This is a genomic window from Pseudomonas sp. NBRC 111133 (assembly GCF_001320605.1).
Taxonomy (GTDB): domain Bacteria; phylum Pseudomonadota; class Gammaproteobacteria; order Pseudomonadales; family Pseudomonadaceae; genus Aquipseudomonas; species Aquipseudomonas monteilii.
On the sequence record NZ_BCBJ01000031.1, the window covers coordinates 42,026 to 68,558 of the forward strand.

The window sequence follows — 26,533 nt, forward strand, 5'->3', positions numbered from 1 at the left end:
CCCAGGCAACGGCCTCGCCTTCTGGCGAGGCCGTTTTTCATTCGGGCCTCATCCCGGCGTTGCAGCGAACTTTTATCCGCCTTGTCTTTCAAACTTGTACGAAAGGTCCAAACTGTTTCCAGGCACATCCCACTACTTACGTCAGATGATGCCAGGACCGGGTAAATAACGATGTTCGGCGAATTACCGGTTGCTATAATCGATTGCGCAGGCCCCGACACCAGCGTGGTCAAGGAACCTTCCGTTGTATCCAGCCGTTGCGGCCCGCATGGCCTGTGCATGCTGCACAGTGCATAACAACAGTCATTACTCTTAATTCAGGTACTGCATGTGACGAAAGATGAACTGCGCGCAGAACTCGAGCGCCAGGCTGAACGTTACAAGGATGTTTACGGCGGCGAAGTCACCACTTATGCCGCACAACCGGATCCGGAACGCAAACCTTGGCGCAAACGTGCCAGTGTGCGGGACCAGGCTTTCAGCCAGGAACTGGAACGCATGGAAAAGGAACTGCGCAGCGACACCCCCTGACCCCAGTACTACGCCATCGCGTCGTCGCCCGGCCAGCCCGGGCGCGGTCAAAATTGATTCGATCTTTACCGCCTGACCGATGATGAAATGGAATTACACAAATTTCATACGATCGTTTGAATGGTGGCAAACCAGCATTTTCTTGGCTTTTATGCCTGATTTCGCCAAACTTTACGCTTTTTAGCCGATATTTCCCTGCCTGAAGACCCCACCTTGCACAGCGCACCCACGCCATGAAGATCGCCATCGGTCTGTAGCAGGTGCATCGATTGCCAAGGTTTTCTGGCATAATCCCGCCCCCCTATGACCGCCAGACAACCTTCATGATCGATTTATTCAGCGGACTGGATGCCTGGGTGTTGGTGAGCCTGCTGCTCGCCTTGACCTTCGTACTCGCCTTCGAGTTCATCAATGGCTTTCATGACACCGCCAACGCGGTAGCTACCGTCATCTATACCAAAGCCATGCCGCCGCACCTCGCCGTGTTCTTCTCCGGCGTGTTCAACTTCCTTGGCGTTCTGCTCGGCGGTGTTGGGGTGGCCTATGCCATCGTGCACCTGCTGCCGGTAGAGCTGCTGATCAACGTGAACACCGGACACGGCCTGGCCATGGTCTTCTCGCTGCTGGCTGCGGCCATCACCTGGAACCTGGGCACCTGGTACTTTGGCATCCCCGCTTCCAGCTCGCACACGCTGATCGGCTCCATTCTCGGCGTCGGCCTGGCCAACGCCCTGATCAACGACATTCCGCTGGGTGACGGCGTCAACTGGCAGAAGGCGATCGACATCGCCATGTCGCTGGTGGTCTCGCCAATGGCCGGCTTCGCCGTTGCCGCCCTGGTGCTGATCGGCCTGAAGTGGTGGCGCCCGCTGTCGAAGATGCACAAAACCCCCGACCAGCGCCGCAAGCTCGACGACAAGAAACACCCGCCGTTCTGGAACCGCATGGTGCTGGTGGTTTCCGCCATGGGCGTCAGCTTCGTGCACGGCTCGAACGACGGCCAGAAAGGCATCGGCCTGATCATGCTGGTGCTCATCGGTATCGTCCCGGCCAAGTTCGTCCTCGACCTGAACAGCACCACCTACCAGATCGAGCGTACCCGCGACGCCACGCTGCACATGAGCCAGTTCTATCAGCGCAACGCCGCCACCCTGGGCGAGTTCCTGGCGCTGGGCAAAGCCAAGTCCAGCGACCTGCCGGAGCAGTTCAGCTGCAACCCGCAGCAGACCGAGCCGACCATTGCCGCGCTGCAGGCCTCGCTGCAAGGCGTGACCGACTACCACAGCCTGAGTGCCGACAAGCGTGTCGAAGTGCGTCGCTACCTGCTGTGCCTGGATGACACGGCGAAGAAGGTTGGCAAGCTGCCAGGCCTGGAGGCCCGTGAAAAGGCCGACCTGGAAAAACTGCGCAAAGACCTCACTGCCACTACCGAATACGCCCCGTTCTGGGTAATCGTGGCCGTCGCCCTGGCCCTGGGCCTGGGCACCATGGTTGGCTGGAAACGCGTGGTACTGACCGTCGGCGAGAAGATCGGCAAGCAGGGCATGACCTATGCACAGGGTATGTCGGCACAGATCACCGCAGCCTGCGCCATCGGCATGGCCAACGTGTTCGCCCTGCCGGTATCGACCACCCACGTGCTGTCGTCCGGCGTGGCCGGCACCATGGTCGCCAACAAAAGCGGCCTGCAAGGCGGCACCGTGAAGACCATCCTGTTGGCCTGGGTCCTCACCCTGCCGGCCTCGATGGGCCTGGCGGCCGGCCTGTTCTGGCTGGCATCGAAAGCCATTGGCTGAGTGATAACGCTCTGAACGAAGGCGCCCATGGGCGCCTTTTTTCATTCCACAATGCGGCCTGGTCCGTCGCACGCTCTCCAGCAACCGCAGTGCAGGGTGATGAAGGGTTAATCCAGAACAGCTGCGTCAAGCCCGGTAGCCGCAAGATGACGCTCCCGGAAGAAAAGAAAAAGTGGCAACGCCAAGGAAGGACCAACAGCAAGGCTACACAGCGGCACCCACAGTCGGCGCATTCCCAGCCGACGACCTTCTACTATCACGAATACAACAACCACTATTCCTGAAATGAGTACATCAGCCCAAGCGAATGCAGCGATATTGTCGGAAGTTGCCTGTTGCACCAGTAGCGGTATGCTGAGGCCGTGAACAGCGAGCCACGGAATAAATTGCGAAAGTGGCAAAGCCGCGCCCGCAAAACACAGAATAATGTAGATGACCTGCATATTGACTCCTGTCGATCCAAACCTTATGTAGAACACGCCGACCGCTGGCCGTATCGGGTGCTTTCCGTATGAAAGAGCGCAAGCCTTTGCCGACTTCTTCGTGGGTACAGGCCAACTACCTTTTCTTACCCCCCAGCAACGACCCCATCAACCCGCGCACCAGTTGCCGCCCCAGCTGATTGGCCGCCTGCCGCACCGCCGATTTGATCGCCTGCCCCGCCGCACTCTGCAAGAAGTCCCCCGCCTTGTCGGCAAAGCTCTCCTCATCCGCCTTTGGCTGCGGCGCCGGTTCCACGGCCTCGCCCTTGCGCTGGGTCAGCATTTCATAAGCCGACTCACGGTCCACCGGCTTGTCATAACGCCCCGCCAGCGGCGAAGCGGCAATCAGCGCACTGCGCTCAGCCGCAGACAATGGTCCGATGCGCGACTGCGGCGGTGCAACCAGCACCCGCTGCACCATGGCCGGCGTGCCCTTCTCTTCCAGCGTACCCACCAGCGCCTCGCCAATCCCCAGCTCGGTCAACACTGCCAGGGTGTCGAACGCCGGGTTGGGGCGAAAGCCATCGGCCACCGCTCGCAACGACTTCTGCTCCTTGGCGGTAAAGGCCCGCAAGCCATGCTGAATACGCAAACCCAGCTGGGCCAACACCGCATCCGGCAGGTCGCCGGGCGACTGGGTAACGAAGTACACCCCCACACCCTTGGATCGAATGAGCCGCACCACCTGCTCCAGCCGGTCCTGCAACGCCTTGGGCGTGCCGCTGAACAGCAAGTGCGCTTCATCGAAGAACAATGCCAGCACCGGTTTGTCGGCATCCCCACGTTCGGGCAACTGCTCGAACAACTCCGCCAGCAGCCACAGCAGAAAGGTGGCGTAAACCTTGGGCGCTTCGTGCACCAACCGGCTGGCATCGAGCAGGTGGATGCGCCCACGGCCATCCGGGTCCGGCCGTAGCAGGTCTTCAAGCTGTAATGCCGGCTCACCGAACAGTGCCTCGGCGCCCTGCTGCTCCAGGGTCGCCAGCCGCCGCAACAACGCCTGGGTTGAGGCAGTCGTCATCAGGGCGCTGTCTTCGCCCAGCAGTTGCGGATTGTCCTTGAGGTGCGCGAGCAGCGCCTTGAGGTCTTTCAGGTCCAGCAGCAACAGGCCCTCGCGGTCGGCAACCTTGAAGGCGGCGTACAGCGCGGCTTGCTGGCTGTCGGTCAGCTCCAGCAGGTTGCCCAGCAGCAGCGGCCCCATCTCACTGAGCGTGGTGCGCAAGGGGTGGCCGGACTGCCCCGCTATATCCCACAAGCTCACGGGATAGGCCCGAGGCGTATGCCCCAGCCAGGGCATGCCGGCGATGCGCTCGGCCACCTTGCCCTGTGGCGCACCGGCAGTCCCCAGGCCACAGAGGTCACCTTTGACGTCGGCCGCGAACACGGCCACCCCTGCGTCACTGAACACTTCCGCCAGGTGCTGCAGAGTGACGGTCTTGCCCGTGCCCGTTGCACCTGCCACCAGACCGTGACGGTTGGCCAGCCGCATCGCTTGCCCGACTGGCTGGCCATCCGGGCCAGCGCCTACAACAATGGTCGAAGATTCCGACATCTCATTAATCCTCTGCTCAAGCTTTACCTTAATTCGGCCGATACCTTCGGGTGATATTCGCCTTAATAGAGAGGAACAACCGAAAAGGGAGATTTCGGGATGTTGCACTGCCTTGCGCTCCTCTGGAGCGGACGCCTGATATAACACCTTAGCGGAACCGATTACGCCATGAACAAAAGCCTTCGTTTCAGCCACAAGATTCTTTTGGCCGCATCACTGATCGTGATGCTCGCCTTCAGCCTTTTCACCCTCTACAACGATTACCTCCAGCGTAATGCGATCCGCGAGGACCTGGAAAACTATCTGGCTGAAATGGGCGCCTCCACGTCGACCAACATTCGTAACCTTTTCGAAGGCCGTATCAAACTGGTAGAGAACCTGGCGCAGAACATTGCCCAGGACCCGACCAAGGCCGAAACACTGATGGGCCAGAATGCCCTGATTTCCAGCTTTCTTACCGTTTACCTGGGCAAAACCGACGGCGGCTTCAGCGTACGCCCGGACGCCAAGATGCCCGATGGCTACGACCCGCGCACCCGCCCCTGGTACAAGGACGGCATGAATGCGGCAGGCGCGACCCTGACCGAGCCGTACATCGACATGACCACCAACAAGATGGTCATTGGCATCCTCAGCAAGGTGTCCAGCAGTGTCGGCGTGGTGGGTGGCGACCTGGCCCTGGACGGCCTGGTGCAGATCATCAACTCGCTGAACTTCGGCGGCATGGGCTACGCCTTCCTGGTCAACGATCAAGGCAAGGTCCTGGTGCACCCGGACAAAGACCTGGTGATGAAGTCGCTGTCGGACCTGTTCCCGCAGCACACGCCGAAACTGACCGGCGAACTGACCGAAGTGCAGAGCGATGGTCAGGCCCGCCTGCTGACCTTCACCCCGATTACCGGCCTGCCGTCGGCCAACTGGTACATCGGCCTGTCGGTGGACAAGGACAAGGCTTTCTCGATGCTCAGCACTTTCCGCACCTCGGCGGTGATCGCCACGGTGGTAGCGGTGGTGATCATCATCGGCCTGCTGGGCCTGCTGATCCGCGTGTTGATGCAGCCGCTGCACACCATGACGCGCGCCATGGAAGACATTGCCGAAGGTGAAGGCGACCTGACCAAACGCTTGCGCATTCACAACCACGACGAGTTCGGCATCCTCGGTAACGCCTTCAACCGGTTCGTCGAGCGCATTCACAGCAGCATCCGCGAAGTGTCCTCGGCCACCGAGCAGGTCAACGAAGTGGCCCTGCGTGTGATCAGTGCTTCGAATTCGTCGATGACCAACTCCGACGAGCAGTCCAACCGTACCAACAGCGTGGCAGCCGCCATCAACGAACTGGGTGCCGCCGCCCAGGAAATTGCCGGCAACGCTGCCCAGGCTTCACAGCATGCAAGCTCCGCGCGCCTGTTGGCCGAGGAAGGCCAGCAAGTGGTCGAGCGCAACATTGCCGCGATGAACCGCCTGTCCGACCTGATCGTCACGTCCAGCGAGCATATCGAAACGCTGAACAGCAAGACCGTGAATATTGGCCAGATCCTCGAAGTGATTACCAGCATTTCCCAGCAGACCAACCTGCTGGCGCTGAACGCCGCTATCGAGGCGGCCCGCGCCGGTGAAGCCGGGCGTGGCTTTGCCGTGGTCGCCGATGAAGTACGCAACCTGGCGCACCGCACCCAGGAATCGGCGCAACAAGTGCAGACCATGATCGAAGAGCTGCAGGTCGGCGCCCGTGAGTCGGTCGAGACCATGGACCAGAGCCAGCGTCACAGCCAGGACAGTGTGCAGATCGCCAACCAGGCCGGTGAGCGGCTGGACAGCGTGACGGTGCGCATTGGCGAGATCGACGGCATGAACCAGTCCGTGGCCACGGCTACCGAAGAGCAGACCGCCGTGGTCGAGGCCATCAACATGGACATCAACGAGATCAACATGCTCAACCAGGAAGGCGTGGAGAACCTCCAGGCCACCCTGCGCGCCTGTTCCGACCTGGAGCAGCAGGCTGGTCGCCTTAAACATCTGGTGGGCAGCTTCCGCATCTAAGCACGTACCGCGTCGCCTGCTTCGCGGGCAAGCCCCCACAGAGACAGCGCAGGCCTTGATACTTGCGCGGCCTCCTGTATAGGGGTTTACCCGCGAAGAAGCCAACGCCGCTCCCCGCCCAACCCCGATCGAACAAACTATCCTTCTGAAAGGTCAACCTTTAGGCGTGTCATCGCCGGCCCGTTACCGCCGGATGACAGACCCGAAGACGATCCCGGAGGGATGCTGATCGTGCACATCGCCGACATCACCATGTTCTACGCCCCAGCCAGCGGTGGCGTACGTACCTATCTTGATGCCAAACACCACCGCCTCGACGCCATCCACGGCGTACGCCATAGCCTGTTGATTCCCGGGGCCAGCGCCCGGCATGCCGATGGCATCTTTCAGGTACCCGCCCCACCCCTGCCGTTTGGCAAGGGCTACCGGTTTCCGGTACGCCTGGCCCCTTGGTGCAAGACACTGCGTACGCTCAAACCCGACCTGATCGAAGTCGGCGACCCCTACCTGACCGCCTGGGCGGCACTGGAGGCAAGGCGCCAACTGGATGTGCCGGTGATCGGCTTCTACCATTCCGACCTGCCGTTGCTGGTCAGCAACCGCATGGGCAACTGGTTCACGCCCAATGTCGAGGCCTACGTGAGCAAGCTGTACGGCAATTTCGACCGGGTGCTGGCGCCCAGCCAGGTCATGGCCGACAAACTGCGCCGCCTGGGCATACGCGACGTGCATGTGCAACGCCTGGGCGTGGACCTGGCCACGTTCAACCCCGACCAGCGCGACCCGCACTTGCGTGCGCAGCTGGGCATTGCCGACACCAGCCGCCTGTTGATTTACGCCGGCCGCGGTTCGCGGGAAAAGAACCTGCCGGTGCTGCTCGACTGCATGCAGCAGCTCGGCGCCCCCTACCACCTGGTGTTGGTAGGTTCGAGCATGCCCGCCAACGTGCCACACAATGTCAGCGTCATCGACCACTTCTGCCCGGCTGCAGAGGTGGCCCGGCTGATGGCGAGCGCCGACCTGCTGGTGCACGCGGGCGACCAGGAAACGTTCGGCCTGGTCCTTCTCGAAGCCATGGCCAGCGCTACGCCGGTGGTGGCCGTGCGCGCGGGTGCCTTTGGTGAAATCATCAATGATCAGTGCGGCCTCCTGTGCCGCGCCAACGATGGCCGCGCCATGGCAACCGCTGTGCGCGAAGCGTTCGAGGCTGGCGTAGGCAAGCTGGGGGCGCAGGCCCGTCGGCATGTAGAACAGCATTACTCGTGGGATAACGTGGTCGCGGGCCTGCTCCAGCACTACCAGGCCGTGCTCGGCTATCAGCCACAGGTGCGTGCCCATGCCTGAGCCCGCCTCCAGCCACCGCAGCCTCATGCTGGTACTGCATGATGTAGCCCCGGAAACCTGGCCGGACTACGAGCCGTTCGTAGAGGCCGTCGATGCGCTGGGCAATGTGCCCATGACATGGCTAGTGGTTCCGGACTTCCATCGGCGCAATCCGCTGCACCTGGCACCCTCGTTCTGCCGTCTGTTGGACAAACGCCTGGCCAACGGGGACGAACTGGCGCTGCACGGCTACGCCCATGCTGACGAAGGGCCGCCACCGCGCCGCCCCATCGACTACTTCATGCGGCGCATTTATACCCATGAGGGCGAGTTCTACAGCCTCGATGAAGCCGAAGCACTTACCCGCCTGCAGGAGGGCCTGGCACTGTTCGAGGGCCAAGGTTGGCCTGTGGCAGGGTTTGTCGCACCGGCCTGGCTCATGAGCCAGGGCACTCGGCAAGCGTTGCGTCGCCTGCCGCTGAAGTACACCAGCACACCGCAGCATCTGTACCGTTTGCCTGACTTCATCCCCATCGATGCACCAGGCCTTGTCTGGAGCGCCCGCAGTGCATGGCGTCGCACGTTGTCCCGCGTGCTGTGCGACTGGCAATGCCGTCGTTGGAAAGGCGCGACCACATTACGCCTGGGGCTGCACCCGGTAGACATGCGCCATCGCTCGTCCCGCGACTATTGGCTGCGAACACTGGAACAACTGCTGAAGGATGGCCGCGAACCGCTGACCAAATCGGCCTGGCTGGAGCGCCAGGTGGCAGCATGAACCGCTGGGCCTTGCTGACGCTGGCATTGTTGGGCGCAGCGCTGGTGCCAGCGCTGTTGGGAGGTAGCCAGCTGCTTCCCAGACTAAGCCGGTTCGACCCGCAACTGCTGCTCATATTGTTTGGCATGATTCTGTCGTGCTGGGTCATCAACACGCTGCGCTTGCGCTTGTTGCTGGGTGAGCAGGCAAAACAGTTAAGCCACGCACGCAGCCTCGGCGTGGTCATGGCCACGGAGTTTGCCATCTGCACGACACCCGGTGGCAGTGGCGGGCCATTGACCCTGATGGCCCTGCTGGCGCGTCACCGCATCGGCCCGGCACGCAGCGGCGCCGTGTTCGCCATGGACCAGCTGAACGATCTGGCGTTCTTCTTCTGCGCAATGCTCGCGATAGCCGGCTACGCCTTGTTCCACAGCCTGGGCCGCAGCCAGGAAAGCATGCTGCTGGGCAGCGCACTGCTGCTCTGCACGGCACTGGCCGGGGTGATCGGGCTGTTGCGCTACCGGCGCATGGTAATGCGCATGAACGGCAGGCTGCTGCAGCACTTGGGCGTAGGCCGGCTGCGCCAGCGCCGCTGGGCGCGCAAACTGCTGCACTTCATCGATGCACTGGCGCAGACCTGGCGCCTGCCCAAACGCACCCTGAGCCTGGTATTCACCCTGACCTGCGCCCACTGGGGCCTGCGCTACAGCGTGCTGTACCTGGTATTGAGAGGGTTGGGTGTGGACCTGGCGTGGATACCCAGCTTTCTGGTGCAGATGCTATCGCTCAGTGCCGGCCAGTTCAGCCTGTTGCCTGGAGGGGCAGGGGCCGCCGAGTTGACGTCGGCCAGCCTGCTGACGCCCTTGGTGGGCAGTTCGACCGCAGCGGCGGCGGTCCTGATATGGCGGGCAGTTACTTACTACTTTTATCTGCTGGCGGGTGGGCCGGTGTTCGTGTGCCTGCTGGCGCGTCCGTTGCTGGAGCGCTGGCGGCGTCAGGCGGGTTGAGCTGCTGCCAGAGTTCGGCGGCGCCAGGGAAGTCGGTGCCGTCAGTGTCATCCAGGGCTTCGGGGTCGTAGCGGGCCAGGCAGCCTTCGCCGAGGGTGGGCGGGGGTGAAGCAGTGGGGGTGTTACGTTGCTTGGCCATGGAAGTTCCTTTCAAGATTCCCGGGGGCGCTTTGCGCCCCAGAGTCTCAGAGCCAACCGGCCAGTATCAGTCAAACACCACGGTCTTGTTGCCATGCACCAGCACCCGGTCTTCCAGGTGATAACGCAGGCCACGGGCCAGCACCATCTTTTCTACATCGCGGCCAAAGCGGACCATGTCTTCGATGCTGTCGGCATGGCTGACGCGTACCACGTCCTGCTCGATGATCGGGCCGGCGTCCAGCTCTTCGGTAACGTAGTGGCAGGTCGCACCGATCAGCTTCACGCCACGCAGAGCGGCCTGATGGTAAGGCTTGGCACCAACGAACGACGGCAGGAAGCTGTGGTGAATGTTGATCACCTTCTCGGCATAGTCCTGGCACAGTTGCGGCGGCAGGATTTGCATATAGCGGGCCAGCACTACCACGTCAGCAGCATGCTCATTGACCAGGCGCGACACTTCGGCAAAGGCCGGGGCCTTGTCCTTGGGATCGACCGGTACATGGAAGAACGGAATACCGTGCCACTCGACCATGCTGCGCAGGTCGTTGTGGTTGGAGATCACGCAGGGGATCTCGCAGTCCAGCTCGTCTGTATGCCAGCGATGCAGCAGGTCGGCCAGGCAGTGCGACTCGCGGCTGGCCATCAGCACCACGCGCTTTTTCTGCGCCGAGTCGGTAATGCGCCAGGTCATGGAGAACTCTTCGGCAATGGGCGCAAACGCCTCGCGGAAGGCTTCGATACCGAACGGCAGCGATTCGGCGCGGATTTCATGGCGCATGAAGAACCAGCCGCTGTGCTCATCAGAGTGGTGGCTGGCCTCGTTGATCCAGCCATTGTACAAGGCCAGGAAATTACTGACTTTCGCCACGATGCCTACGCGGTCGGGGCAGGCGATCACCAGACGATAGGTGCGCATGAATGAGACTCCAGAACTTCGCAAAGGCGCCTATTCTAGCGGCCCGACAGAAAAAACGCAGTATTGATCGCAGCCGCGTGGATCAATGCTGGCCAGCAAACGCAGCAGCGCGCCTTGTCTGACAGACATGACGAAATAGCGGGCCTTTATGTAAATTTTTGTTCACCTGGAGAAATGTTGTCACAGCTTAATTAACAGTTAACTGCCCAATAGCATGTTTACTTGCGACTATCGCCTGTCTATTATTGCCCCACACATTTCTGAACACGCATTAAGGAACACTCCATGTCCCTGATCAACGAGTACCGCGCCACCGAAGAAGCCATCAAGGAACTTCAGGCCCGCCTGGCCAACCTGTCGCAGGATGACAAGCTGAAGAAAGAACTGGAGTTCGAAGGCAAACTGCGCACGCTGATGGGCGAGTACTCCAAGTCGCTGCGCGACGTGATTGCCCTGCTCGACCCAGAGTCGAAACTGAGCAAGGCACCTCGTGGTGCGGTCAAGGCTGTTGCCACCAAGCGTGCACGCAAGGTCAAGCAATACAAAAACCCGCACAACGGTGAAGTGATCGAAACCAAAGGCGGCAACCACAAAACCCTGAAAGAGTGGAAAGCCACTTGGGGTGGCGATGTGGTTGAAAGCTGGGCGACCCTACTGGACTGATTGTCCATCTACGCCTTTTGCTTATCGCAACAAAAACGCCGGCACATCGCCGGCGTTTTTGTTTGTCTGGTGATCAGCCAACTGCAAATTGTGCCTGCAATTGCCGGGCATGCACTTGCCAAGCCTCCAGCACACGCCGGCCCGCTTCGTCAGCGCCCTCCCAGGCTTGCTGGCGTGCTTGCTCAAAGTCACCCAGCGTATTCGGTGCCCCCCATCGCGGGTCGCTCAGGCGCTGCTGGCAGAAGCCATGCCAGCGCTGGCGTTCTTCGCTATTCAAGGTATCGGGGAAGTTGCGCGCCCGATAGCGGAACAACAGTTCCGGTAAGCGCGGGTCATCGAACATCCACTGCCCATGGCTCAACTGCGCCGGTTCCAGCGCACGAACTTGTTCGCATAAGCGTCGGTCACGGTCACCAATAAAACCCTCGTACAATTGCTGTTCCGGGTCCTCGCTCGGGGCAAACTCATCCTTGCCATAGATGTGCTCCAGCTTGTCTTGCCATTGCGCCTGTTGATTGGCCAACGCTTCACCGCGCAATTGTAACAACGTCAAGTCCAGGCCCAATCGCTGTTGATCGACCGGGCGCAATACCGACAACGGCGCCAGTACCGGGCAGCGATTGATCTGCACCAGTTTGAGCGGTACCGGTAATTCACCCTCGGCCAATTCATCATGCCGGGTGTACAAACGCTGGCGCAAAACTTCAGCACTTTCCCGTAGTAACGGTAGGGTTTCCTGATGCAGGTCGCACACAATCAGTGCATTGCGATTACGCGGGTGCCAGGCCAGTGGCAATACGACACCCAGGTAATTACGCGCCGCCGAAAAGCGCCCGGATATATGCACCAGCGGCTGTAACAAACGGATTTGCTCCATCACTTTATGCTTACTGCGTAACTGGAACAGCCATTCATACAATTTGGGCTGCTTCTGCCGAATCAGGCGGGCCAGGGCAATGGTTGCCCGTACGTCGGAAAGCGCTTCGTGGGCATGCCCGTGATCAATGCCATTGGCCTTGCTCAGCAGCTCCAGGCGCAGGCTGGTGCGGCCGTCCTGCTGCGGCCATTCAATACCGTCCGGGCGCAGGGCATAGGCAGTACGCACGATATCGATCAGGTCCCAGCGGCTGTTGCCGCCCTGCCACTCACGGGCATAAGGGTCGAAAAAGTTGCGGTACAGACTGTAGCGGGTCACTTCATCGTCAAAGCGCAGGGTGTTGTAGCCGGCACCACAGGTGCCCGGTTGAGCCAGCTGTGCATGCACCCGGGTCATGAACTCGGCTTCGCACAGCCCCTGCTCGGCCAGCAGCTGTGGCGTGATGCCGGTCACCAGGCAAGCGGCCGGATGCGGCAGGATATCGTCGGAGGGCCGGCAATAAAGGCTGATCGGCTCGTCAATCTCGTTGAGGTCAAAGTCTGTGCGCACACCGGCCACCTGCAGTGGGCGGTCGCAGCGCGGGTTGATGCCGGTGGTTTCGTAGTCGTGCCAGAAAATGCTGGAGGTCACGGGGTCGTCCTGTATCGAGGTCGACCCGATTCTAGCGCAGCCTCAGACAGAAGCGTTGGCGGGGTGAAAGCTGAAGTAGTCACGCAACGAATGCACGAACTCGTCGTATTCGCGCGGGGCCTGCAGCAGCATGAAGCCCGAATCATAGTGCCCGGGCGTCTGGTCTTCACGGCACCACAGGCAACTGGCGGTGAGGTTGACGAACTGATGCCCTCCGCCGACCAATGGCATGCGCAGTTGCAGCTCGTAATCCGGCCCGACCAGCACGGGCAGCTGGCTGATGACCATCAAGCCATCTTCGGAGGCATTGCCTAGCTGGCCGATTTCCTGATTGGTAAACCGGTTGAACACCTTGAGGACACAAGGCAGCTGATGGCGTTCGATATGGCGCTTGTTGAACATGATCGCGAGTGTATTCCGTACCTGATGCCAGGAATACAAGGAACTGGCGGTTGTTGTAACAGCTGAGTTACAGATTAGCGCAGCACGCGCTGCAAATCTCGTGAAATAAACCACACCTTGGTGTTAACGCCAAGGTACGGTCGTCACCGGCTTGGCCACCGCCGTTTCACCGCCGCGCAAATGGCCCAGTTTCTCCAGCGTCTGCAGGCGGGCCTGGGCGCGATAGGCATACTCGTTGCCCGGGTACTGCTGGATCAGGTACTGATAGGTCTGCGCGGCATCCACATAAAGCGCCTGGCGCTCCAGGCACTGGCCGCGTAGCAGCGACACCTCGGGGTGGATAAATGGCCGCGCACGGCTGGTGCGGTCGACCTGCGACAGCTCCAGCATGACCCGGGCGCAATCGCCACGGTCGTAGGCACGGTAGGCATTGTTCAGGTGGTGGTCCATCGACCAGCGGGTACAGCCGACGACGCTGGCGGCCAGGGCTAAAACGATCAGGGCTCGCATGGGGATCTCCTTAGATGGGAAGTATATCGGCCGCTATCGGGTTTTCTTCAGCTGCGAGCTGCAAGCTGCAAGAAAAAGCAGCGCCTGCGCCACTCGCGCTTTTACTTGTAGCTTGCCGCTTGTAGCTTGCAGCTGCCCTACCCAGAAGGTCGCAGGTAGTGCAATGGAACAATGACTACAGCGAGATTCAGGAGTAGCCTTTCGCTGCGCTTCACTATAGGAGTCTGTGCATGAGCATCCGCCGTACCAAAATCGTCGCCACCCTTGGCCCCGCCAGCAACTCGCCGGAAGTGATCGAACAGCTGATCCTCGCTGGCCTGGACGTGGCACGTCTGAACTTCTCCCACGGCACTCCGGACGAGCACAAGGCCCGCGCGCGCCTGATCCGTGACATCGCCGCCAAGAACGGCCGCCATGTAGCGTTGCTGGGCGACCTGCAGGGTCCGAAGATCCGCATCGCCAAGTTCGCCAACAAGCGCATCGAATTGAAGATCGGTGACAAGTTCACCTTCTCTACCGCCCACCCGCTGACCGAAGGCAACCAGGACATCGTCGGTATCGACTACCCCGACCTGGTCAAGGACTGCGGCGTCGGTGACGAACTGCTGCTGGACGATGGCCGCGTGGTCATGCGCGTCGAAACCGCCACTGCAGATGCCCTGCACTGCGTGGTGATCATCGGTGGCCCGCTGTCGGACCACAAAGGCATCAACCGCAAAGGTGGCGGCCTGACCGCACCGGCCCTGACCGAAAAAGACAAGGCCGACATCAAGCTGGCGGCGGAAATGGACCTGGACTACCTGGCCGTGTCCTTCCCGCGTGACGCCAGCGACATGGAATACGCGCGCAAGCTGCGTGACGAAGCCGGTGGCAGCGCCTGGCTGGTGGCCAAGATCGAACGCGCCGAAGCAGTTGCCGACGACGAGACCCTCGACAAGCTGATCGCCGCCTCCGACGCGGTGATGGTTGCCCGTGGCGACCTGGGCGTGGAAATCGGCGACGCCGAGCTGATCGCCATCCAGAAGAAGATCATCCAGCACGCCCGCCGCAACAACAAAGCGGTGATCGTGGCGACCCAGATGATGGAGTCGATGATCCAAAACCCGATGCCGACCCGTGCCGAAGTGTCCGACGTGGCCAACGCCGTGCTGGACAATACCGACGCGGTGATGCTGTCGGCTGAAAGTGCTGCAGGTTCGTACCCGATCGAAGCCGTTCAGGCCATGGCCCGCATCTGCCTGGGCGCTGAAAAGCACCCGACCAGCCAGAAGTCCAGCCACCGCCTGCACACCACCTTCGAGCGCTGCGACGAAAGCATCGCCCTGGCGGCCATGTACACCGCCAACCACTTCCCGGGCGTGAAGGCGATCATCGCCCTGACCGAAAGCGGCTACACCCCGCTGATCATGTCGCGCCTGCGTTCGCACGTGCCGATCTTCGCCCTGTCGCCGCACCGCGCCACCCAGGCACGCGCCAACATGTTCCGTGGCGTGTACCCGATTGCCTTCGACCCGGCTTCGCTGCCGGCCGACAAGGTGAGCCAGGCTGCGGTCGACGAACTGCTCAAGCGTGGTTTGGTGGAGCAAGGTGACTGGGTGATCCTGACCAAGGGTGACAGCTACCACACCATCGGTGGCACCAATGGCATGAAGATTCTGCATGTCGGTGATCCGCTGGTCGGCTGATAGCCCTCGGGGTCCGCTTGACGGCCTCATCGCGACCTTCGGTCGCTCCTACAGGGGATCGCAGTTCTCTGTAGGAGCGACCAAAGGTCGCGATGAGGCCGGTACAATCAACACATGCCTCAGGCATGCTCGACAAACACATCAGCAAACACCTGCCCCCGCGGCACCCCGGCAATAAACAGCCGCCGCGCAAACCGCTCAACACTCCCCGGTGCCCCACACACCAGCGCCACCGTCTGCCGTGACGTCAGCCGCAACCCGGCCAGCGCTTCCTCCACATGTTCCGCCATCACCAACTCGGTAGTCACACCTGCCATTCCCTGCAACGGCCCAGCCAGATAATGCCCGGCGCTGTCCTCCGCCACATGCAGCACCCGAATCTCGCCGCGATGCCCCTGCCGCACCGCCTCGCGCAGGATGCCCCACAACGGCGCAAGCCCGGTGCCCGCAGCCAGCAGCCATAGAGGCCGGTCCTGCCAGTCCGGATCGTAATGCAACGCCCCGCCTCTGAACTCGCCCAGGCGCAGCACATCACCCACCTGCAAACCACGGGCCTTGTCGCAGAAAGCGCCAGGGCGCCGGCAATCGATGTGGAGCTCCAGAAAGTCCTCTTCCCCCGGCAGGCTGGCCAGCGAATACGGCCGCGCTACCGAACCATTCCACAACACCGCATGCTGCCCCGCCTGGTAACGCACCGCCCGTTCAGGCCGCAGCCGCACGCGCAACACATCACCGAACCAATCCAGCGCACAGACATGGGCCGGCACGCCATCGCGCTGCGGGTCGAACAGCGCCACTTGCAGGTCCTCGACCACCCGGCACTGGCAGGCCAGGCGCCAGCCCAGGGCATGCTTGTCCAGCGCCAGGGCCTCGGGCAGGGCATCCAGCGGTTGCCCGGCCAGGCAATGCACCAGGCAGGCATGGCAACTGCCGGCGCGGCAGCTGTAAGGCACGTTGAGCCCGGCATCGTTCAAGGCATCGAGCAGGTTGCTGCCGGTTGACACCGCCCAGCGGCGCTCGCCCACGCAAAGTTCGGGCATGGTTGGTCGTTCTCCACAAATCACAGTCCACTGTAAGCCAAGCGCGCAACGGCAGCAAAAAGGATGCCCAACCACTGCCGACCATGGTCCAGACCCACCGCAGGTGTGCCCGGCACGGATGCGCGCTATACTGCCGCGCCTTTTTCCGTCGGCCTGACCTGCCGGCGCCTTGCAAGGCGCTTCGACACGCTGGTCGGCACCGTCGAGCGCCGTAATGAATGTTCCCGTCTTTAAGAGGAGCGCGCTGCATGACCGTGATCAAGCAAGACGACCTGATTCAGAGCGTCGCCGACGCCCTGCAATTCATTTCGTACTACCACCCCGTCGATTTCATCCAGGCCATGCACGAGGCCTACCTGCGTGAAGAGTCGCCCGCTGCGCGCGATTCCATCGCCCAGATCCTGATCAACTCGCGCATGTGCGCCACCGGCCACCGCCCGATCTGCCAGGACACCGGTATCGTCACCGTGTTCGTGCGCGTGGGCATGGACGTGCGCTGGGACGGCGCCACCCTGAGCGTCGACGACATGATCAACGAAGGTGTGCGTCGCGCCTACAACCTGCCGGAAAACGTCCTGCGCGCTTCGATCCTGGCCGACCCGGCCGGTGCCCGCAAGAACACCAAGGACAACACCCCAGCAGTGATCCACTACTCCATCGTCCCCGGCGACAAGGTCGAGGTCGATGTCGCAGCCAAAGGCGGCGGCTCGGAGAACAAGTCGAAGATGGCCATGCTCAACCCGTCCGACTCGATCGTCGACTGGGTACTGAAGACCGTCCCGACCATGGGCGCTGGCTGGTGCCCGCCTGGCATGCTCGGCATCGGCATCGGCGGTACCGCCGAGAAAGCCGCCGTCATGGCCAAGGAAGTGTTGATGGAGTCCATTGACATCCATGAGCTCAAAGCCCGTGGCCCGCAGAACCGCCTGGAAGAAATCCGTCTGGAGCTGTTCGAGAAGGTCAACCAGCTGGGCATCGGCGCCCAGGGCCTGGGTGGCCTGACCACCGTGCTCGACGTCAAGATCATGGACTACCCGACCCACGCCGCGTCGCTGCCGGTGTGCATGATCCCCAACTGCGCCGCTACCCGCCACGCCCATTTCGTGCTCGATGGCTCCGGCCCGGCCGAGCTGGAAGCACCGTCGCTGGACGCCTACCCGGAAATCGTCTGGGAAGCCGGCCCGAGCGCCCGTCGCGTCAACCTCGACGACATCACCCCGGAAGAAGTCGCCAGCTGGAAGCCGGGCGAGACCATCCTGCTCAACGGCAAGATGCTGACCGGCCGCGATGCTGCGCACAAGCGCATGGTCGAGATGCTCAACCGTGGCGAAGAGCTGCCGGTCGACCTGAAAGGCCGCTTCATTTACTACGTAGGCCCGGTCGACCCGGTCGGTGACGAAGTGGTTGGCCCAGCCGGCCCGACCACCGCCACCCGCATGGACAAGTTCACCCGCCAGATCCTTGAGCAAACCGGCCTGCTGGGCATGATCGGCAAGTCCGAGCGTGGCCCGACCGCCATCGAAGCGATCAAGGACAACAAAGCCGTCTACCTGATGGCCGTGGGTGGCGCTGCCTACCTGGTGGCCCAGGCCATCCGCAAGTCGAAGGTCCTGGCCTTCGCCGAGCTGGGCATGGAAGCGATCTACGAGTTCGAAGTCAAGGACATGCCGGTGACCGTTGCCGTAGACAGCAACGGTGAGTCGGTACACATCACAGGCCCTGCCCTGTGGCAGAGCAAGATTGCCGAGAGCCTGGCAGTCGAAGTGAAGTAAGCCTGATGTAAATGCGGTGCGTTTTTCGCGATAAAACAGCGAAGAGCGCACTGCAGCTTTTACCGGAAGCTACCAAACGGCTCCGGCCAATCCCTGCAGGTAAGTACCTGCCCTTGCTACCCCTCTCTTCATATTGGCAGTTCCTTCAGCCAGTAGGACATCAGTTTGTCGGTGCATTCCGTCTCATCCAGGTCTCGCCAGGCAAAGCTTGTGCGCAACGATGGGTCGTGCAGAAAACCCCGGTTACGCCAGAAGCCGTGCAAGGGTTTGTAGTCTGCTGGCCGCCTCGGGTGCACGCCTGGCCGCTCGACCGCACAGAATGCGCAGTAATCAAATTCGGCCAGCTTGTGCGCGTAAGATTCACGTTCGATGAAGAAGCGCACCCCCAAGCCCTGACCCCGGTATTCCGGCAGTACCAGCGACCCACCGAAGTAGTACACGCTGGCCGGGTCACGCCCTTGGGCCAGGAAAGGCTGCTGGAATTCGGGGGCGACATCCACCAGTGGCAGGCCGGTGGAGGCGCCGACCACCTGGCCGTCGTCCAGCGCCAGCACCACCAGGCTGCGCCCGGAGCGGGTATAGGTAGCGAGGTAGTCGGCCTCGTATTCAGGAGTGCCGTCGTAAAGGTAAGGGAACTCGCGAAACACGCTAAGGCGCAGGCGAGCGAGGTCATCGATGTAAGGCGCGATAGCGGCGCCGTGCAACAGGCGTATTTCCATGCTTGGCGGTCGTTTTGTCGATGTGGATGACGCGCTCCGCTAAGCCGGGCTTGAGGGGAAACCCTATCATCCTGGGCAACGACCGGCCTTTTCCCGACACGACAGGTATTGTTCCATGACCGCTACCGAACTGGTAAATGCTTACTACGCCGCCTTCAACGCCGGTGACATGCAAGGGGTTCTGGCGCTACTGAGCGAGGACGTGATCCACGACATCAACCAGGGCGAGCGGGAGATGGGCAAGGCGCGGTTTGCCGCGTTCATGGACAAGATGAACCGCTGCTACCGCGAGCGCCTGGCCGACATCGTGGTGATGCAGAACGGCGATGGCAGCCGTGCGGCGGCAGAGTTCACAGTACACGGTGAATACCTGGCCGATGACGAAGGACTGCCAGCGGCCAACGGGCAGACCTATGTGCTGTCGGCGGGGGCTTTCTTCTATATCCACTGCGGCAAGATTGCCCGGGTGACCAACTACTACAACCTCAATGACTGGGTTGAGCAGGTTGCCTAAGCCTGTACCGGCCTCTTCGCGGGCTTGCCCGCGAAGAGGCCCTGTCAGGCGATACGGGTACCCAGCACTTTCAGGAATGCCGCCAGCCACGCCGGATGCGCTGGCCATGCAGGGGCCGTGACCAGGTTGCCGTCCACATGTGCCTGGTCCACCGCAATATCAATGAATGTCCCACCCGCCAACCGCACTTCCGGCGCACATGCCGGGTACGCGCTGCATTCGCGCCCTTCCAGCACACCCGCCGCCGCCAGTAGCTGGGCACCGTGGCACACGGCAGCAATCGGCTTGCCTGCCTGGTCAAATGCCCGCACCAGCTCCAGCACCTTTTCATCCAGGCGCAGGTACTCCGGCGCACGGCCACCCGGGATCAGCAGCGCGTCGTAACTCTCGGCCCGCACCCGCACGAAGTCATAATTCAGGGCAAAGTTGTGCCCCGGCTTTTCGCTGTAGGTCTGCTCACCCTCAAAATCATGAATGGCGGTGCGTACCGTCTGCCCCGCCAGTTTTTCCGGGCACACCGCGTGCACCGTGTGGCCGACCATGCTCAAGGCCTGGAACGGCACCATCGCCTCGTAATCCTCGACGTAATCGCCCACCAGCATCAGGATCTTCTTCGCCGTCATCGCACCCACTCCTTCGGTTAACAGATACTGCACGATAGCCCCTGTCAGTCACGGCGGTCGAGCAGGTTGACCACCAGCCGGTCGATCCATCCCCAGATCCGCTGCTTCACCCTGCGCCACAGCGGCCGGGCATGCCAGTGGTCGAGGTCGACTTCCTCGCTCAAGGCAAAGTCACGCTCGAAGCTGGCCACCACAGCCGCCGTCAGTGGCGGGTCCAGCGCCTCAATGTTGGCTTCGAGGTTGAAGCGCAGGTTCCAGTGGTCGAAGTTGCACGAACCAACGCTGACCCAGTCATCTACCACGGCCATCTTCAGGTGCAGGAAGCACGGCTGGTATTCGAAAATCCGCACCCCGGCACGCAGCAGCCGTGGGTAGTAGCGGTGCCCGGCGTAGCGTACCGACGGGTGGTCGGTACGAGGGCCGGTCAGCAACAGGCGCACATCAAGCCCTTTGCTGGCAGCACGGCGTAACGAACGGCGCACGCTCCAGGTCGGCAGAAAATACGGTGTGGCCAGCCATACCCGCTGCTTGCCACTGTTCAGCGCCCGCACCAACGAATGCAGGATGTCCTGGTGCTGGCGGGCGTCGGCATAGGCCACCCGCCCCATGCCTTGCCCTTGCGCAGGCAGTTTAGGCAGGCGCGGCAGGCCAAAGCCTTCGGCAGGGCGCCAGGCGGTGCGGCGGTTGTTGGCGGACCACTGGCGGTCAAACAGCAGTTGCCAGTCGGTAACCACCGGCCCCTGAATCTGCACCATCACCTCATGCCATTCGCTGGTCGCATCGCCCGGCGTCCAGAACTCGTCGGTAACACCCGTGCCGCCCACCACTGCCCAGCGTTCATCCACCAGCAGCAGTTTGCGGTGGTCGCGGTAAAGGTTGCGCAGGCCGCGCTTCCAGCGCAGGCGGTTGTACCAACGCAGGTACACGCCGGCCTCCAGCAGGCGCTGGCGCAAGGCGCTGTTGAACGCCAGCGAGCCATAGTCATCGAACAGGCAGCGCACCCGTACACCGCGCCGGGCGGCCTGTTCCAACGCCTCGACCACGGCTTCGGCACACGCGCCAGCCTCGACCAGATACAACTCCAGATCGACCTGGAACTCAGCACGCACGATCGCCGTGAGCATGCGCGGAAAGAACTCGGGGCCGTCGATCAGCAGTTCGAACTGGTTGCCATCCCGCCAGGGGAAGACCGGCCCCGGCATGTCAGCGGGCGGTGAAGATCAGCACCGCGCTAACCGGCACCGACGGGTTGATGGACTTGAGCCCGGCGAGCTTGCGCAGGGTTTGCAGCCCAGGCAGCAGGCCGAAATCCTCGGCACGTAGCACCAGAGGTTCGAGGGTTACCACCTGAAAGCGTCGCTCATCCAGACGCGTGGCCAGAAGCAGGGCGTTGTAGCTGTGCGACTGGCCATGCAGGGTAACGGTAAGCGGCAGACGCAGTTCGATCTGGGCACCGTTGGCCAGGTCGTTGATTGGCCGCAGGTCCAGTTGCGCCTGCACCTTGGCTTCGGCAAAACGCTCGACCTCGAACAGGTCGTCACGCATACGCTCGTCACGCAGCGGGATGCCGCTGCTGACCGAATCCATCTCGATACTCAAGCCGGCCGCCCCCTTGCGGTCGACCTTGCCATGCAGCACCAGAAAGCGATGCACCTCGGCCGTGTCACCGTTCTTGCCGGTAATGAACGACAGGCGCGACGATTCGCCATCGAGGTGCCAATTGGCGTGGGCGGGCAGGCACAAAGCCAGCAGCAGGGCAGGCAAAAGACGGGGCAGCTTGAACATGACAGATCTCGTGAAACCAGGCCGCCAACCTTACCCGCCCGCCTTCATGGCAGCAAGCGGCAGCCCTCGCGCGGGCCCAGCCAGGCAGCCTGGTTGCGCCGCCCCAGGCCCTCGGCAGTGATGTGTCGCTGCGAGGTGTTTTCCTCAAGCAGGCTCAGTGGCAGCCACTGTTTTACATAGCCTTGGCAATACGCCTGCTCGAAGCTCATGACGAAGCGGCACGAGCAGTATTCCTTGGCCGAGTAGGCCGAGAGAATGCCAGGGAAGTCTGCCAGGGCCTGACGCTCGTACCAGGCCCAGAACACCAGCCCCGACAGCACCAGCAGCAGTACGCGTTTCATGCCCCCTCCCCGGCCAGTGCCGCCAGCACTCGCTTGAGCAGTTCGTCATGCTGGTAAGCGCCGTCCCGGTCATCGGCATAGCGCACGATCACCAGCTTTTGCCTGGGCAAGATGTACAGCGCCTGGCCCCAATGGCCCAGGGCGGCGAAGGTGTCTGCGGGTGCATTTGGCCAAGGCCGTGTAGCGCCGGCCAGCGGCTGGTTGAGCCACCAGTGGCCGCCTGGGTTGGCCTCTGCGGGGACAGGTTCGGCATGGGCAAACGGCGTACGGTTGAAGGCCACCCAGGCCTTGGGCAACAGTTGCCGGCCTTGCCACCGCCCCTCGCGTTGCATCAGCAAGCCGATACGGGCCAGGTCACGGGCGCTGAGGTAGAGGTAGGAAGAGCCCACATAGGTGCCCGCCTGGTCACGTTCCCACACCGCGCTGTCGATACCCAGCGGGGTGAATAATGCGTACCAGGGGTAATCGGCGTACTGCCCGGCATCGAGCATGCCGCGCAGTGCGGCGGCCAGCAGGTTGCTGTCGCCACTGGAATAGAGGAACCGCTGGCCAGGGCTGGCCGTCGTACCTCGGGCTGCCGTGTAGGCGGCCATGTCTTCGTGGCCACGGGTATACAGCATGGCCACCACCGAGGACTTGAGCGGGGCGTATTCGTAGCCTTCCTGCCAGTCCAGGCCACTGGCCCAGTGCAGCAGGTCGGTCATGCGCACGCCCGGGTGGGTGCGCATGGCGGGATAGAAACGCGCGACCGGATCTTGCAACTGGAAGCGTCCCTCTCCTTGGGCCACGCCCATCAGCGTGGCGAGTACGCTTTTGCTGACCGACCAGGTCAGGTGTGCGGTGGCGGCAGTGGTGGGGACGGCGTAGCGTTCGTGGAGGATGCGGCCATCGCGGATGATCAGCAGGGCGTCGGTGCGGATGCCGCTGCGGTCTGGGGTACGGGTGGGGAAGGCGTAAGTGTCGACGGCTTGCCAGTTGAGGGTGTCAGGGTCGGTCTGCCATTGCGGATCAGGCCAGTTTTCAGCCCAGGCGCTGCCCGAAACCATCGCAATGATGACCAACAGTACCTTCATTGTGATCGCCTTGATTGGGGCCGCTTTGCGGCCCCAGATTCAGAAAATCATGAAAAACTAGCAGGCATTCATGACAATCCCGCAGCAGCCCAGGCTTTGTTCAGCCGCTTCTCCCGGGCCGCCGCCGCCAGCGCCATCACCCCTTGGTCCCGCTGCCAGATCTGCGCCCAATGCGCCGGCCCCGCTGCCAAGGCCGCATCAATCTCCCCCCGCAACGCCTGGAACTGCGCAAACAACCCACCCAGCAGCAAATGGCACCCCACACTGTCGGCACACTGCCGGCTGCCCTCGGCACACCCGGCCAGCAATCCAAGCAATTGCAGCCGCAACCCCTGCGGCCAGGCGCACGCCTGTCCGACGCCATATAACCAGGCCGTCAACGCCGCCAGCACATACAAGTCTTCCAGCGAGCGGAACGGTTTCACATAGGCATCCCAACCGTCACCGGCCAGCAACTCGCACGCGGCCTGCTCCAGCACCAGCCGGCCATGGCCCACTTCCGGCATCAACGGCAGGGTTGGTAGCGGTTCGAGCGTTACCCCAGGCTCCCCGGGATAGACCACCGCCAGGTTCAACTGTGGCGCCGCACCAGCCGCCTCGCTACGCGCGGCCACCAGTAGCCACTCGGCATCCAGCCCGGCCGTGACGAAATCCTTGCTGCCCGTGAGCCGCAAGTGGTCGAGCCGCGTATGCATGTCCGCTGGCCGCACGCTGCGCCGCTCGGTGGCGCACAGGGCACCGAGGCTTGGCGGGGCACTGGGCCACAGCACACGCAAGGCAGCCTGGTAACCCACCAGGAACGCCAGGCCCGGCGTGGCCATCGCACGCCCGCCCAACACCGCCAGTTCAAAAGGGGCAACCGGGCCGAGGCGCTCAAGCAGCGCGGCGTAGGTTTCGCCAAGGGTGCCCGCCAGCGCTTGGCGAAGCGGGTCGTTCAGTCGTTGCAACCAGGCCATGTGACGGCTCCTTGCTGGGGCTTTCTGGTCAAGGTTCTAGGGGTGTCACACAAGCATCACCAAAGATTCACAGGGGTGACACCGCGTCTACCTAGGCTGACTTTGCACAACAAAGCCGACCGGCCGCAACCCTTCATGGCTGGCTTATGGAGACTCGCAATGACTCGGATCGCTCTCTCTGGCGACAACAGCACTGAACGCCGTCTGCAAGCCGAACGCCTGGTTGGCGCCACGGCGCTGCAAGAGGCCCAGGCCCTGCGCTACAAAGTGTTCAGCGCAGAATTCAAGGCCAAGCTCAAGGGCGCCGAGCAAGGTCTGGACATGGACGACTACGACGTGCATTGCCGCCACATTGGTGTTCGCGACCTTTGCACCGGCGAGCTGGTCGCCACCACCCGTCTGCTCGACCACCAGGCCGCCAGCAGCCTGGGCCGCTTCTACAGCGAAGAAGAGTTCAGCCTGCACGGTCTGTTGCAGCTGCAAGGGCCCATCCTCGAACTGGGTCGTACCTGCGTCGCCCCCGACTACCGCAACGGCGGCACCATCGCCGTGCTGTGGGGCGAACTGGCCGAAGTGCTCAATGAAGGCCGCTACAGCTACCTGATGGGCTGTGCCAGCATTCCCATGCAAGACGGCGGCGTGCAAGCCCATGCCGTGATGCAGCGCCTGCGTGACCGCTACCTGTGCACCGAGCACCTGCGCGCCGAGCCGAAGAACCCGCTGCCGAACCTGGCCCTTCCGAATAACGTCATCGCCGAAATGCCACCGTTGCTCAAGGCCTACATGCGCCTGGGCGCAAAAATTTGCGGCGAGCCGTGCTGGGACGAAGACTTCCAGGTGGCTGACGTGTTCATCCTGCTCAAGCGCGACGAACTGTGCCCGCGCTACGCGCGCCACTTCAAGGCGGCCGTCTGATGCCGAAGCTGCGGGTAATGACCCGCCTGGCTCGACTGCTGTTGGTACTGTTGCTGGGCATGCTGATGGCGAGCCTGATCGCCCTTGGCGAACGCCTGGGCTACAAGGCCCCCATCGAACGCCGCCAGCGCTGGACCTGCCTGTTCATGAAGCGCCTGGTCGCCGCCCTGCCCTTCGACGTGCGTGTGGTGGGCGAACTGCCGCAGCGGCCGATGCTGTGGTTGAGTAACCATGTTTCCTGGACCGACATCCCCTTGCTGGGCATGCTGCTGCCACTGTCGTTCCTGTCCAAGGCCGAGGTGCGTCACTGGCCAGTAGCCGGCTGGCTGGCGGAAAAAGCCGGAACGCTGTTCATTCGACGTGGCGGTGGCGACAGCCAGCGCCTGCGCGAGCAGATCGCCGGGCAACTGGGCCTGGCCCGGCCGCTGCTGATCTTCCCCGAAGGCACCACCACCAGCGGTCGCACCTTGCGCACCTTCCATGGCCGGCTGCTGGCAGGTGCCATCGACCGGGGTGTGGCGGTGCAGCCGGTGGCTATTCAGTACTTGCGCGATGGCCAGATCGACCCGATTGCACCGTTCATTGGCAATGATGATTTGGTGTCGCACCTGATGCGCCTGTTCGCCCAGCCGCGGGGGGAGGTTTGCATTCACCTGCTGCAGCCGATTGGCAGTGTGGGTAAAGAGCGGGCGGTACTGGCGTTGCAGGCGCAACAGGCGATTCAGCTGGCGTTGTACGGGGTTGAGGAAGTGGAAGCAGTGCCGAGGCGGCAAGCGCGGGCTGCCTGAGGATTTGCACTGCCAGTGCTGGCCTCTTCGCGGGTAAACCCGCGAAGAGGCCGGCACTACCAATACAAAACTAACTGCCAGACATCCGACCCGCCGCCGCAAACGCCTGCAACTGCGGGTAAAACTCCCGGAAGTCCGCCAGCAGCGGCTCATACAACCGCTCCAGCTCCCCCATCACACCGGCCATCCCCTCCGGCCGGGACAGTCTGCGGGCAATACCGTTGAACACTTGCTCCAGCGTGGCAAACTCGCCATACGCCCCCAGCCAGTCATCCGCTGCCATGAACGGCGCAATCCGCCCCAGCCGCCCCGGCAGCTCGGGCTCCGCCAACAACACCCGATAAAAATCCCCGGTGAACTGCGCCAGCGGCTGCTCGGCATAGTCCTGCCAATGCCGCGCCAGGCAATGATCAAAAAACACGTCCAGGACAATGCCAGCGAAGCGCCGCCGCTCGCGCGGAAAGCGCGCCAGTGCCGCCAGCACCAACGGGTGCTGGTCGGTGTAGCTGTCGATATGCCGGTGCAACCGTATGGCCGCCTCCAGGGCAGGCGGAAAGCGCCCTTCCAGCGAACCTTTGACAAAGTCGCCATACAGGCTGCCAAGCAGTTGTTGCGGCGCCGGGCCGCCCAGGTGCAGGTGCGCAAGGTAGTTCATGCGCGCAGTCTAGCACCGCTCGCTCCTATATCGT

At 62.4% G+C, this 26,533-nt stretch carries 26 protein-coding genes and 2 pseudogenes; 13 read left to right on the top strand and 15 right to left on the bottom strand.

Going from position 1 to position 26,533, the window contains the following annotated elements:
- The first annotated feature begins 330 nt into the window (after nucleotides 1–330).
- Together APH36_RS06590 and APH36_RS06595 are read left to right on the top strand one after the other, a co-directional pair.
- Complete coding sequence (locus APH36_RS06590) at nucleotides 331–531, top strand: hypothetical protein (protein WP_003259583.1); 201 nt, start codon at nucleotides 331–333, stop codon at nucleotides 529–531.
- A 323-nt stretch (nucleotides 532–854) separates the two neighbouring features.
- Entirely contained in the window at nucleotides 855–2,327 is a 1,473-nt protein-coding gene (locus APH36_RS06595; protein ID WP_060497972.1) for an inorganic phosphate transporter, read from the top strand.
- A 107-nt stretch (nucleotides 2,328–2,434) separates the two neighbouring features.
- On the opposite strand, the gene APH36_RS06600 is transcribed toward APH36_RS06595, so the two are convergent.
- Together APH36_RS06600 and APH36_RS06605 are read right to left on the bottom strand one after the other, a co-directional pair.
- Nucleotides 2,435–2,770 (bottom strand): DUF2834 domain-containing protein, encoded by a 336-nt coding sequence (locus tag APH36_RS06600; protein WP_060497973.1) that lies wholly within the window; start codon nucleotides 2,768–2,770, stop codon nucleotides 2,435–2,437.
- Nucleotides 2,771–2,885: 115 nt separating this feature from the next.
- Entirely contained in the window at nucleotides 2,886–4,361 is a 1,476-nt protein-coding gene (locus tag APH36_RS06605; protein ID WP_060497974.1) for a helicase HerA-like domain-containing protein, read from the bottom strand.
- A gap of 225 nt (nucleotides 4,362–4,586) precedes the next feature.
- Between APH36_RS06605 and APH36_RS33110 the strand changes: the two are divergent.
- From APH36_RS33110 to APH36_RS06625, 5 genes and pseudogenes are all read left to right on the top strand, one after another.
- A pseudogene (locus tag APH36_RS33110) lies at nucleotides 4,587–5,546 on the top strand (cache domain-containing protein); the annotation flags it as partial.
- A gap of 261 nt (nucleotides 5,547–5,807) precedes the next feature.
- A pseudogene (locus APH36_RS33115) lies at nucleotides 5,808–6,404 on the top strand (methyl-accepting chemotaxis protein); the annotation flags it as partial.
- A gap of 222 nt (nucleotides 6,405–6,626) precedes the next feature.
- Nucleotides 6,627–7,748 (top strand): glycosyltransferase family 1 protein, encoded by a 1,122-nt coding sequence (locus APH36_RS06615; protein ID WP_060497976.1) that lies wholly within the window; start codon nucleotides 6,627–6,629, stop codon nucleotides 7,746–7,748.
- Complete coding sequence (locus APH36_RS06620; protein WP_060497977.1) at nucleotides 7,741–8,505, top strand: DUF2334 domain-containing protein; 765 nt, start codon at nucleotides 7,741–7,743, stop codon at nucleotides 8,503–8,505. The genes APH36_RS06615 and APH36_RS06620 overlap by 8 nt, the downstream gene beginning before the upstream one ends.
- On the top strand, nucleotides 8,502–9,494 hold the full coding sequence (locus tag APH36_RS06625) for a lysylphosphatidylglycerol synthase transmembrane domain-containing protein (RefSeq protein ID WP_060497978.1): 993 nt from the start codon (nucleotides 8,502–8,504) through the stop codon (nucleotides 9,492–9,494). The genes APH36_RS06620 and APH36_RS06625 overlap by 4 nt, the downstream gene beginning before the upstream one ends.
- 205 nt (nucleotides 9,495–9,699) lie before the next feature.
- On the opposite strand, the gene purU is transcribed toward APH36_RS06625, so the two are convergent.
- Complete coding sequence (gene purU, locus APH36_RS06630; RefSeq protein ID WP_016713625.1) at nucleotides 9,700–10,551, bottom strand: formyltetrahydrofolate deformylase; 852 nt, start codon at nucleotides 10,549–10,551, stop codon at nucleotides 9,700–9,702.
- Nucleotides 10,552–10,836: 285 nt separating this feature from the next.
- On the opposite strand from purU, the gene mvaT reads away from it, so the two are divergent.
- On the top strand, nucleotides 10,837–11,214 hold the full coding sequence (gene mvaT, locus APH36_RS06635) for a histone-like nucleoid-structuring protein MvaT (protein WP_060497979.1): 378 nt from the start codon (nucleotides 10,837–10,839) through the stop codon (nucleotides 11,212–11,214).
- A gap of 73 nt (nucleotides 11,215–11,287) precedes the next feature.
- Here the strand turns inward: mvaT and sbcB are convergent, their stop codons facing one another.
- From sbcB to APH36_RS06650, 3 genes are all read right to left on the bottom strand, one after another.
- Complete coding sequence (gene sbcB / locus APH36_RS06640) at nucleotides 11,288–12,721, bottom strand: exodeoxyribonuclease I (RefSeq protein ID WP_060497980.1); 1,434 nt, start codon at nucleotides 12,719–12,721, stop codon at nucleotides 11,288–11,290.
- A 42-nt stretch (nucleotides 12,722–12,763) separates the two neighbouring features.
- A complete protein-coding gene (locus tag APH36_RS06645) occupies nucleotides 12,764–13,123 on the bottom strand; it encodes a PilZ domain-containing protein (protein WP_060497981.1) in 360 nt (119 codons plus the stop codon).
- Nucleotides 13,124–13,246: 123 nt separating this feature from the next.
- Nucleotides 13,247–13,633 carry a hypothetical protein gene (locus tag APH36_RS06650; RefSeq protein ID WP_016713621.1) on the bottom strand — a complete coding sequence of 129 codons (387 nt, stop codon included), beginning with the start codon at nucleotides 13,631–13,633 and terminating at the stop codon, nucleotides 13,247–13,249.
- A 230-nt stretch (nucleotides 13,634–13,863) separates the two neighbouring features.
- Between APH36_RS06650 and pyk the strand changes: the two genes are divergently transcribed.
- Nucleotides 13,864–15,318, top strand: coding sequence for a pyruvate kinase (gene pyk, locus APH36_RS06655; protein ID WP_016713620.1), 1,455 nt, complete (start codon nucleotides 13,864–13,866; stop codon nucleotides 15,316–15,318).
- A 119-nt stretch (nucleotides 15,319–15,437) separates the two neighbouring features.
- Here the strand turns inward: pyk and APH36_RS06660 are convergent, their stop codons facing one another.
- Entirely contained in the window at nucleotides 15,438–16,358 is a 921-nt protein-coding gene (locus APH36_RS06660) for an iron-sulfur-binding ferredoxin reductase (RefSeq protein WP_060497982.1), read from the bottom strand.
- A gap of 248 nt (nucleotides 16,359–16,606) precedes the next feature.
- Between APH36_RS06660 and APH36_RS06665 the strand changes: the two genes are divergently transcribed.
- On the top strand, nucleotides 16,607–18,130 hold the full coding sequence (locus APH36_RS06665) for a fumarate hydratase (RefSeq protein WP_051098439.1): 1,524 nt from the start codon (nucleotides 16,607–16,609) through the stop codon (nucleotides 18,128–18,130).
- Nucleotides 18,131–18,258: 128 nt separating this feature from the next.
- On the opposite strand, the gene APH36_RS06670 is transcribed toward APH36_RS06665, so the two are convergent.
- A complete protein-coding gene (locus APH36_RS06670) occupies nucleotides 18,259–18,849 on the bottom strand; it encodes a GNAT family N-acetyltransferase (RefSeq protein ID WP_060497983.1) in 591 nt (196 codons plus the stop codon).
- A 115-nt stretch (nucleotides 18,850–18,964) separates the two neighbouring features.
- On the opposite strand from APH36_RS06670, the gene APH36_RS06675 reads away from it, so the two are divergent.
- The gene (locus tag APH36_RS06675) at nucleotides 18,965–19,363 is read left to right on the top strand and encodes a nuclear transport factor 2 family protein (RefSeq protein WP_060497984.1); all 399 of its coding nucleotides are present in this window, start codon (nucleotides 18,965–18,967) and stop codon (nucleotides 19,361–19,363) included.
- 44 nt (nucleotides 19,364–19,407) lie between these two features.
- Here APH36_RS06675 and APH36_RS06680 read toward each other — a convergent pair whose 3' ends face one another.
- From APH36_RS06680 to APH36_RS06705, 6 genes are all read right to left on the bottom strand, one after another.
- Nucleotides 19,408–19,986, bottom strand: a complete 579-nt coding sequence (locus APH36_RS06680; protein ID WP_060497985.1) for a DJ-1/PfpI family protein — start codon at nucleotides 19,984–19,986, stop codon at nucleotides 19,408–19,410.
- Nucleotides 19,987–20,030: 44 nt separating this feature from the next.
- Nucleotides 20,031–21,188, bottom strand: a complete 1,158-nt coding sequence (locus APH36_RS06685) for a phosphatidylserine/phosphatidylglycerophosphate/cardiolipin synthase family protein (RefSeq protein WP_060497986.1) — start codon at nucleotides 21,186–21,188, stop codon at nucleotides 20,031–20,033.
- Nucleotide 21,189: 1 nt separating this feature from the next.
- The gene (locus APH36_RS06690; RefSeq protein ID WP_027609142.1) at nucleotides 21,190–21,771 is read right to left on the bottom strand and encodes a YceI family protein; all 582 of its coding nucleotides are present in this window, start codon (nucleotides 21,769–21,771) and stop codon (nucleotides 21,190–21,192) included.
- Nucleotides 21,772–21,815: 44 nt separating this feature from the next.
- Complete coding sequence (locus APH36_RS06695; protein WP_060497987.1) at nucleotides 21,816–22,112, bottom strand: hypothetical protein; 297 nt, start codon at nucleotides 22,110–22,112, stop codon at nucleotides 21,816–21,818.
- Complete coding sequence (locus APH36_RS06700; protein WP_060497988.1) at nucleotides 22,109–23,185, bottom strand: serine hydrolase; 1,077 nt, start codon at nucleotides 23,183–23,185, stop codon at nucleotides 22,109–22,111. Before APH36_RS06700 ends, APH36_RS06695 begins: the two co-directional genes overlap by 4 nt.
- Before the next feature lie 68 nt (nucleotides 23,186–23,253).
- Nucleotides 23,254–24,141, bottom strand: a complete 888-nt coding sequence (locus APH36_RS06705) for a hypothetical protein (protein WP_060497989.1) — start codon at nucleotides 24,139–24,141, stop codon at nucleotides 23,254–23,256.
- A gap of 159 nt (nucleotides 24,142–24,300) precedes the next feature.
- Between APH36_RS06705 and olsB the strand changes: the two genes are divergently transcribed.
- Both olsB and APH36_RS06715 read left to right on the top strand, forming a co-directional pair.
- Nucleotides 24,301–25,056, top strand: coding sequence for an L-ornithine N(alpha)-acyltransferase (gene olsB / locus APH36_RS06710; RefSeq protein ID WP_060497990.1), 756 nt, complete (start codon nucleotides 24,301–24,303; stop codon nucleotides 25,054–25,056).
- Complete coding sequence (locus tag APH36_RS06715) at nucleotides 25,056–25,844, top strand: lysophospholipid acyltransferase family protein (protein WP_060497991.1); 789 nt, start codon at nucleotides 25,056–25,058, stop codon at nucleotides 25,842–25,844. Before olsB ends, APH36_RS06715 begins: the two co-directional genes overlap by 1 nt.
- 70 nt (nucleotides 25,845–25,914) lie before the next feature.
- Here APH36_RS06715 and APH36_RS06720 read toward each other — a convergent pair whose 3' ends face one another.
- On the bottom strand, nucleotides 25,915–26,499 hold the full coding sequence (locus APH36_RS06720; RefSeq protein ID WP_060497992.1) for an ACP phosphodiesterase: 585 nt from the start codon (nucleotides 26,497–26,499) through the stop codon (nucleotides 25,915–25,917).
- Nucleotides 26,500–26,533: the final 34 nt, after the last annotated feature.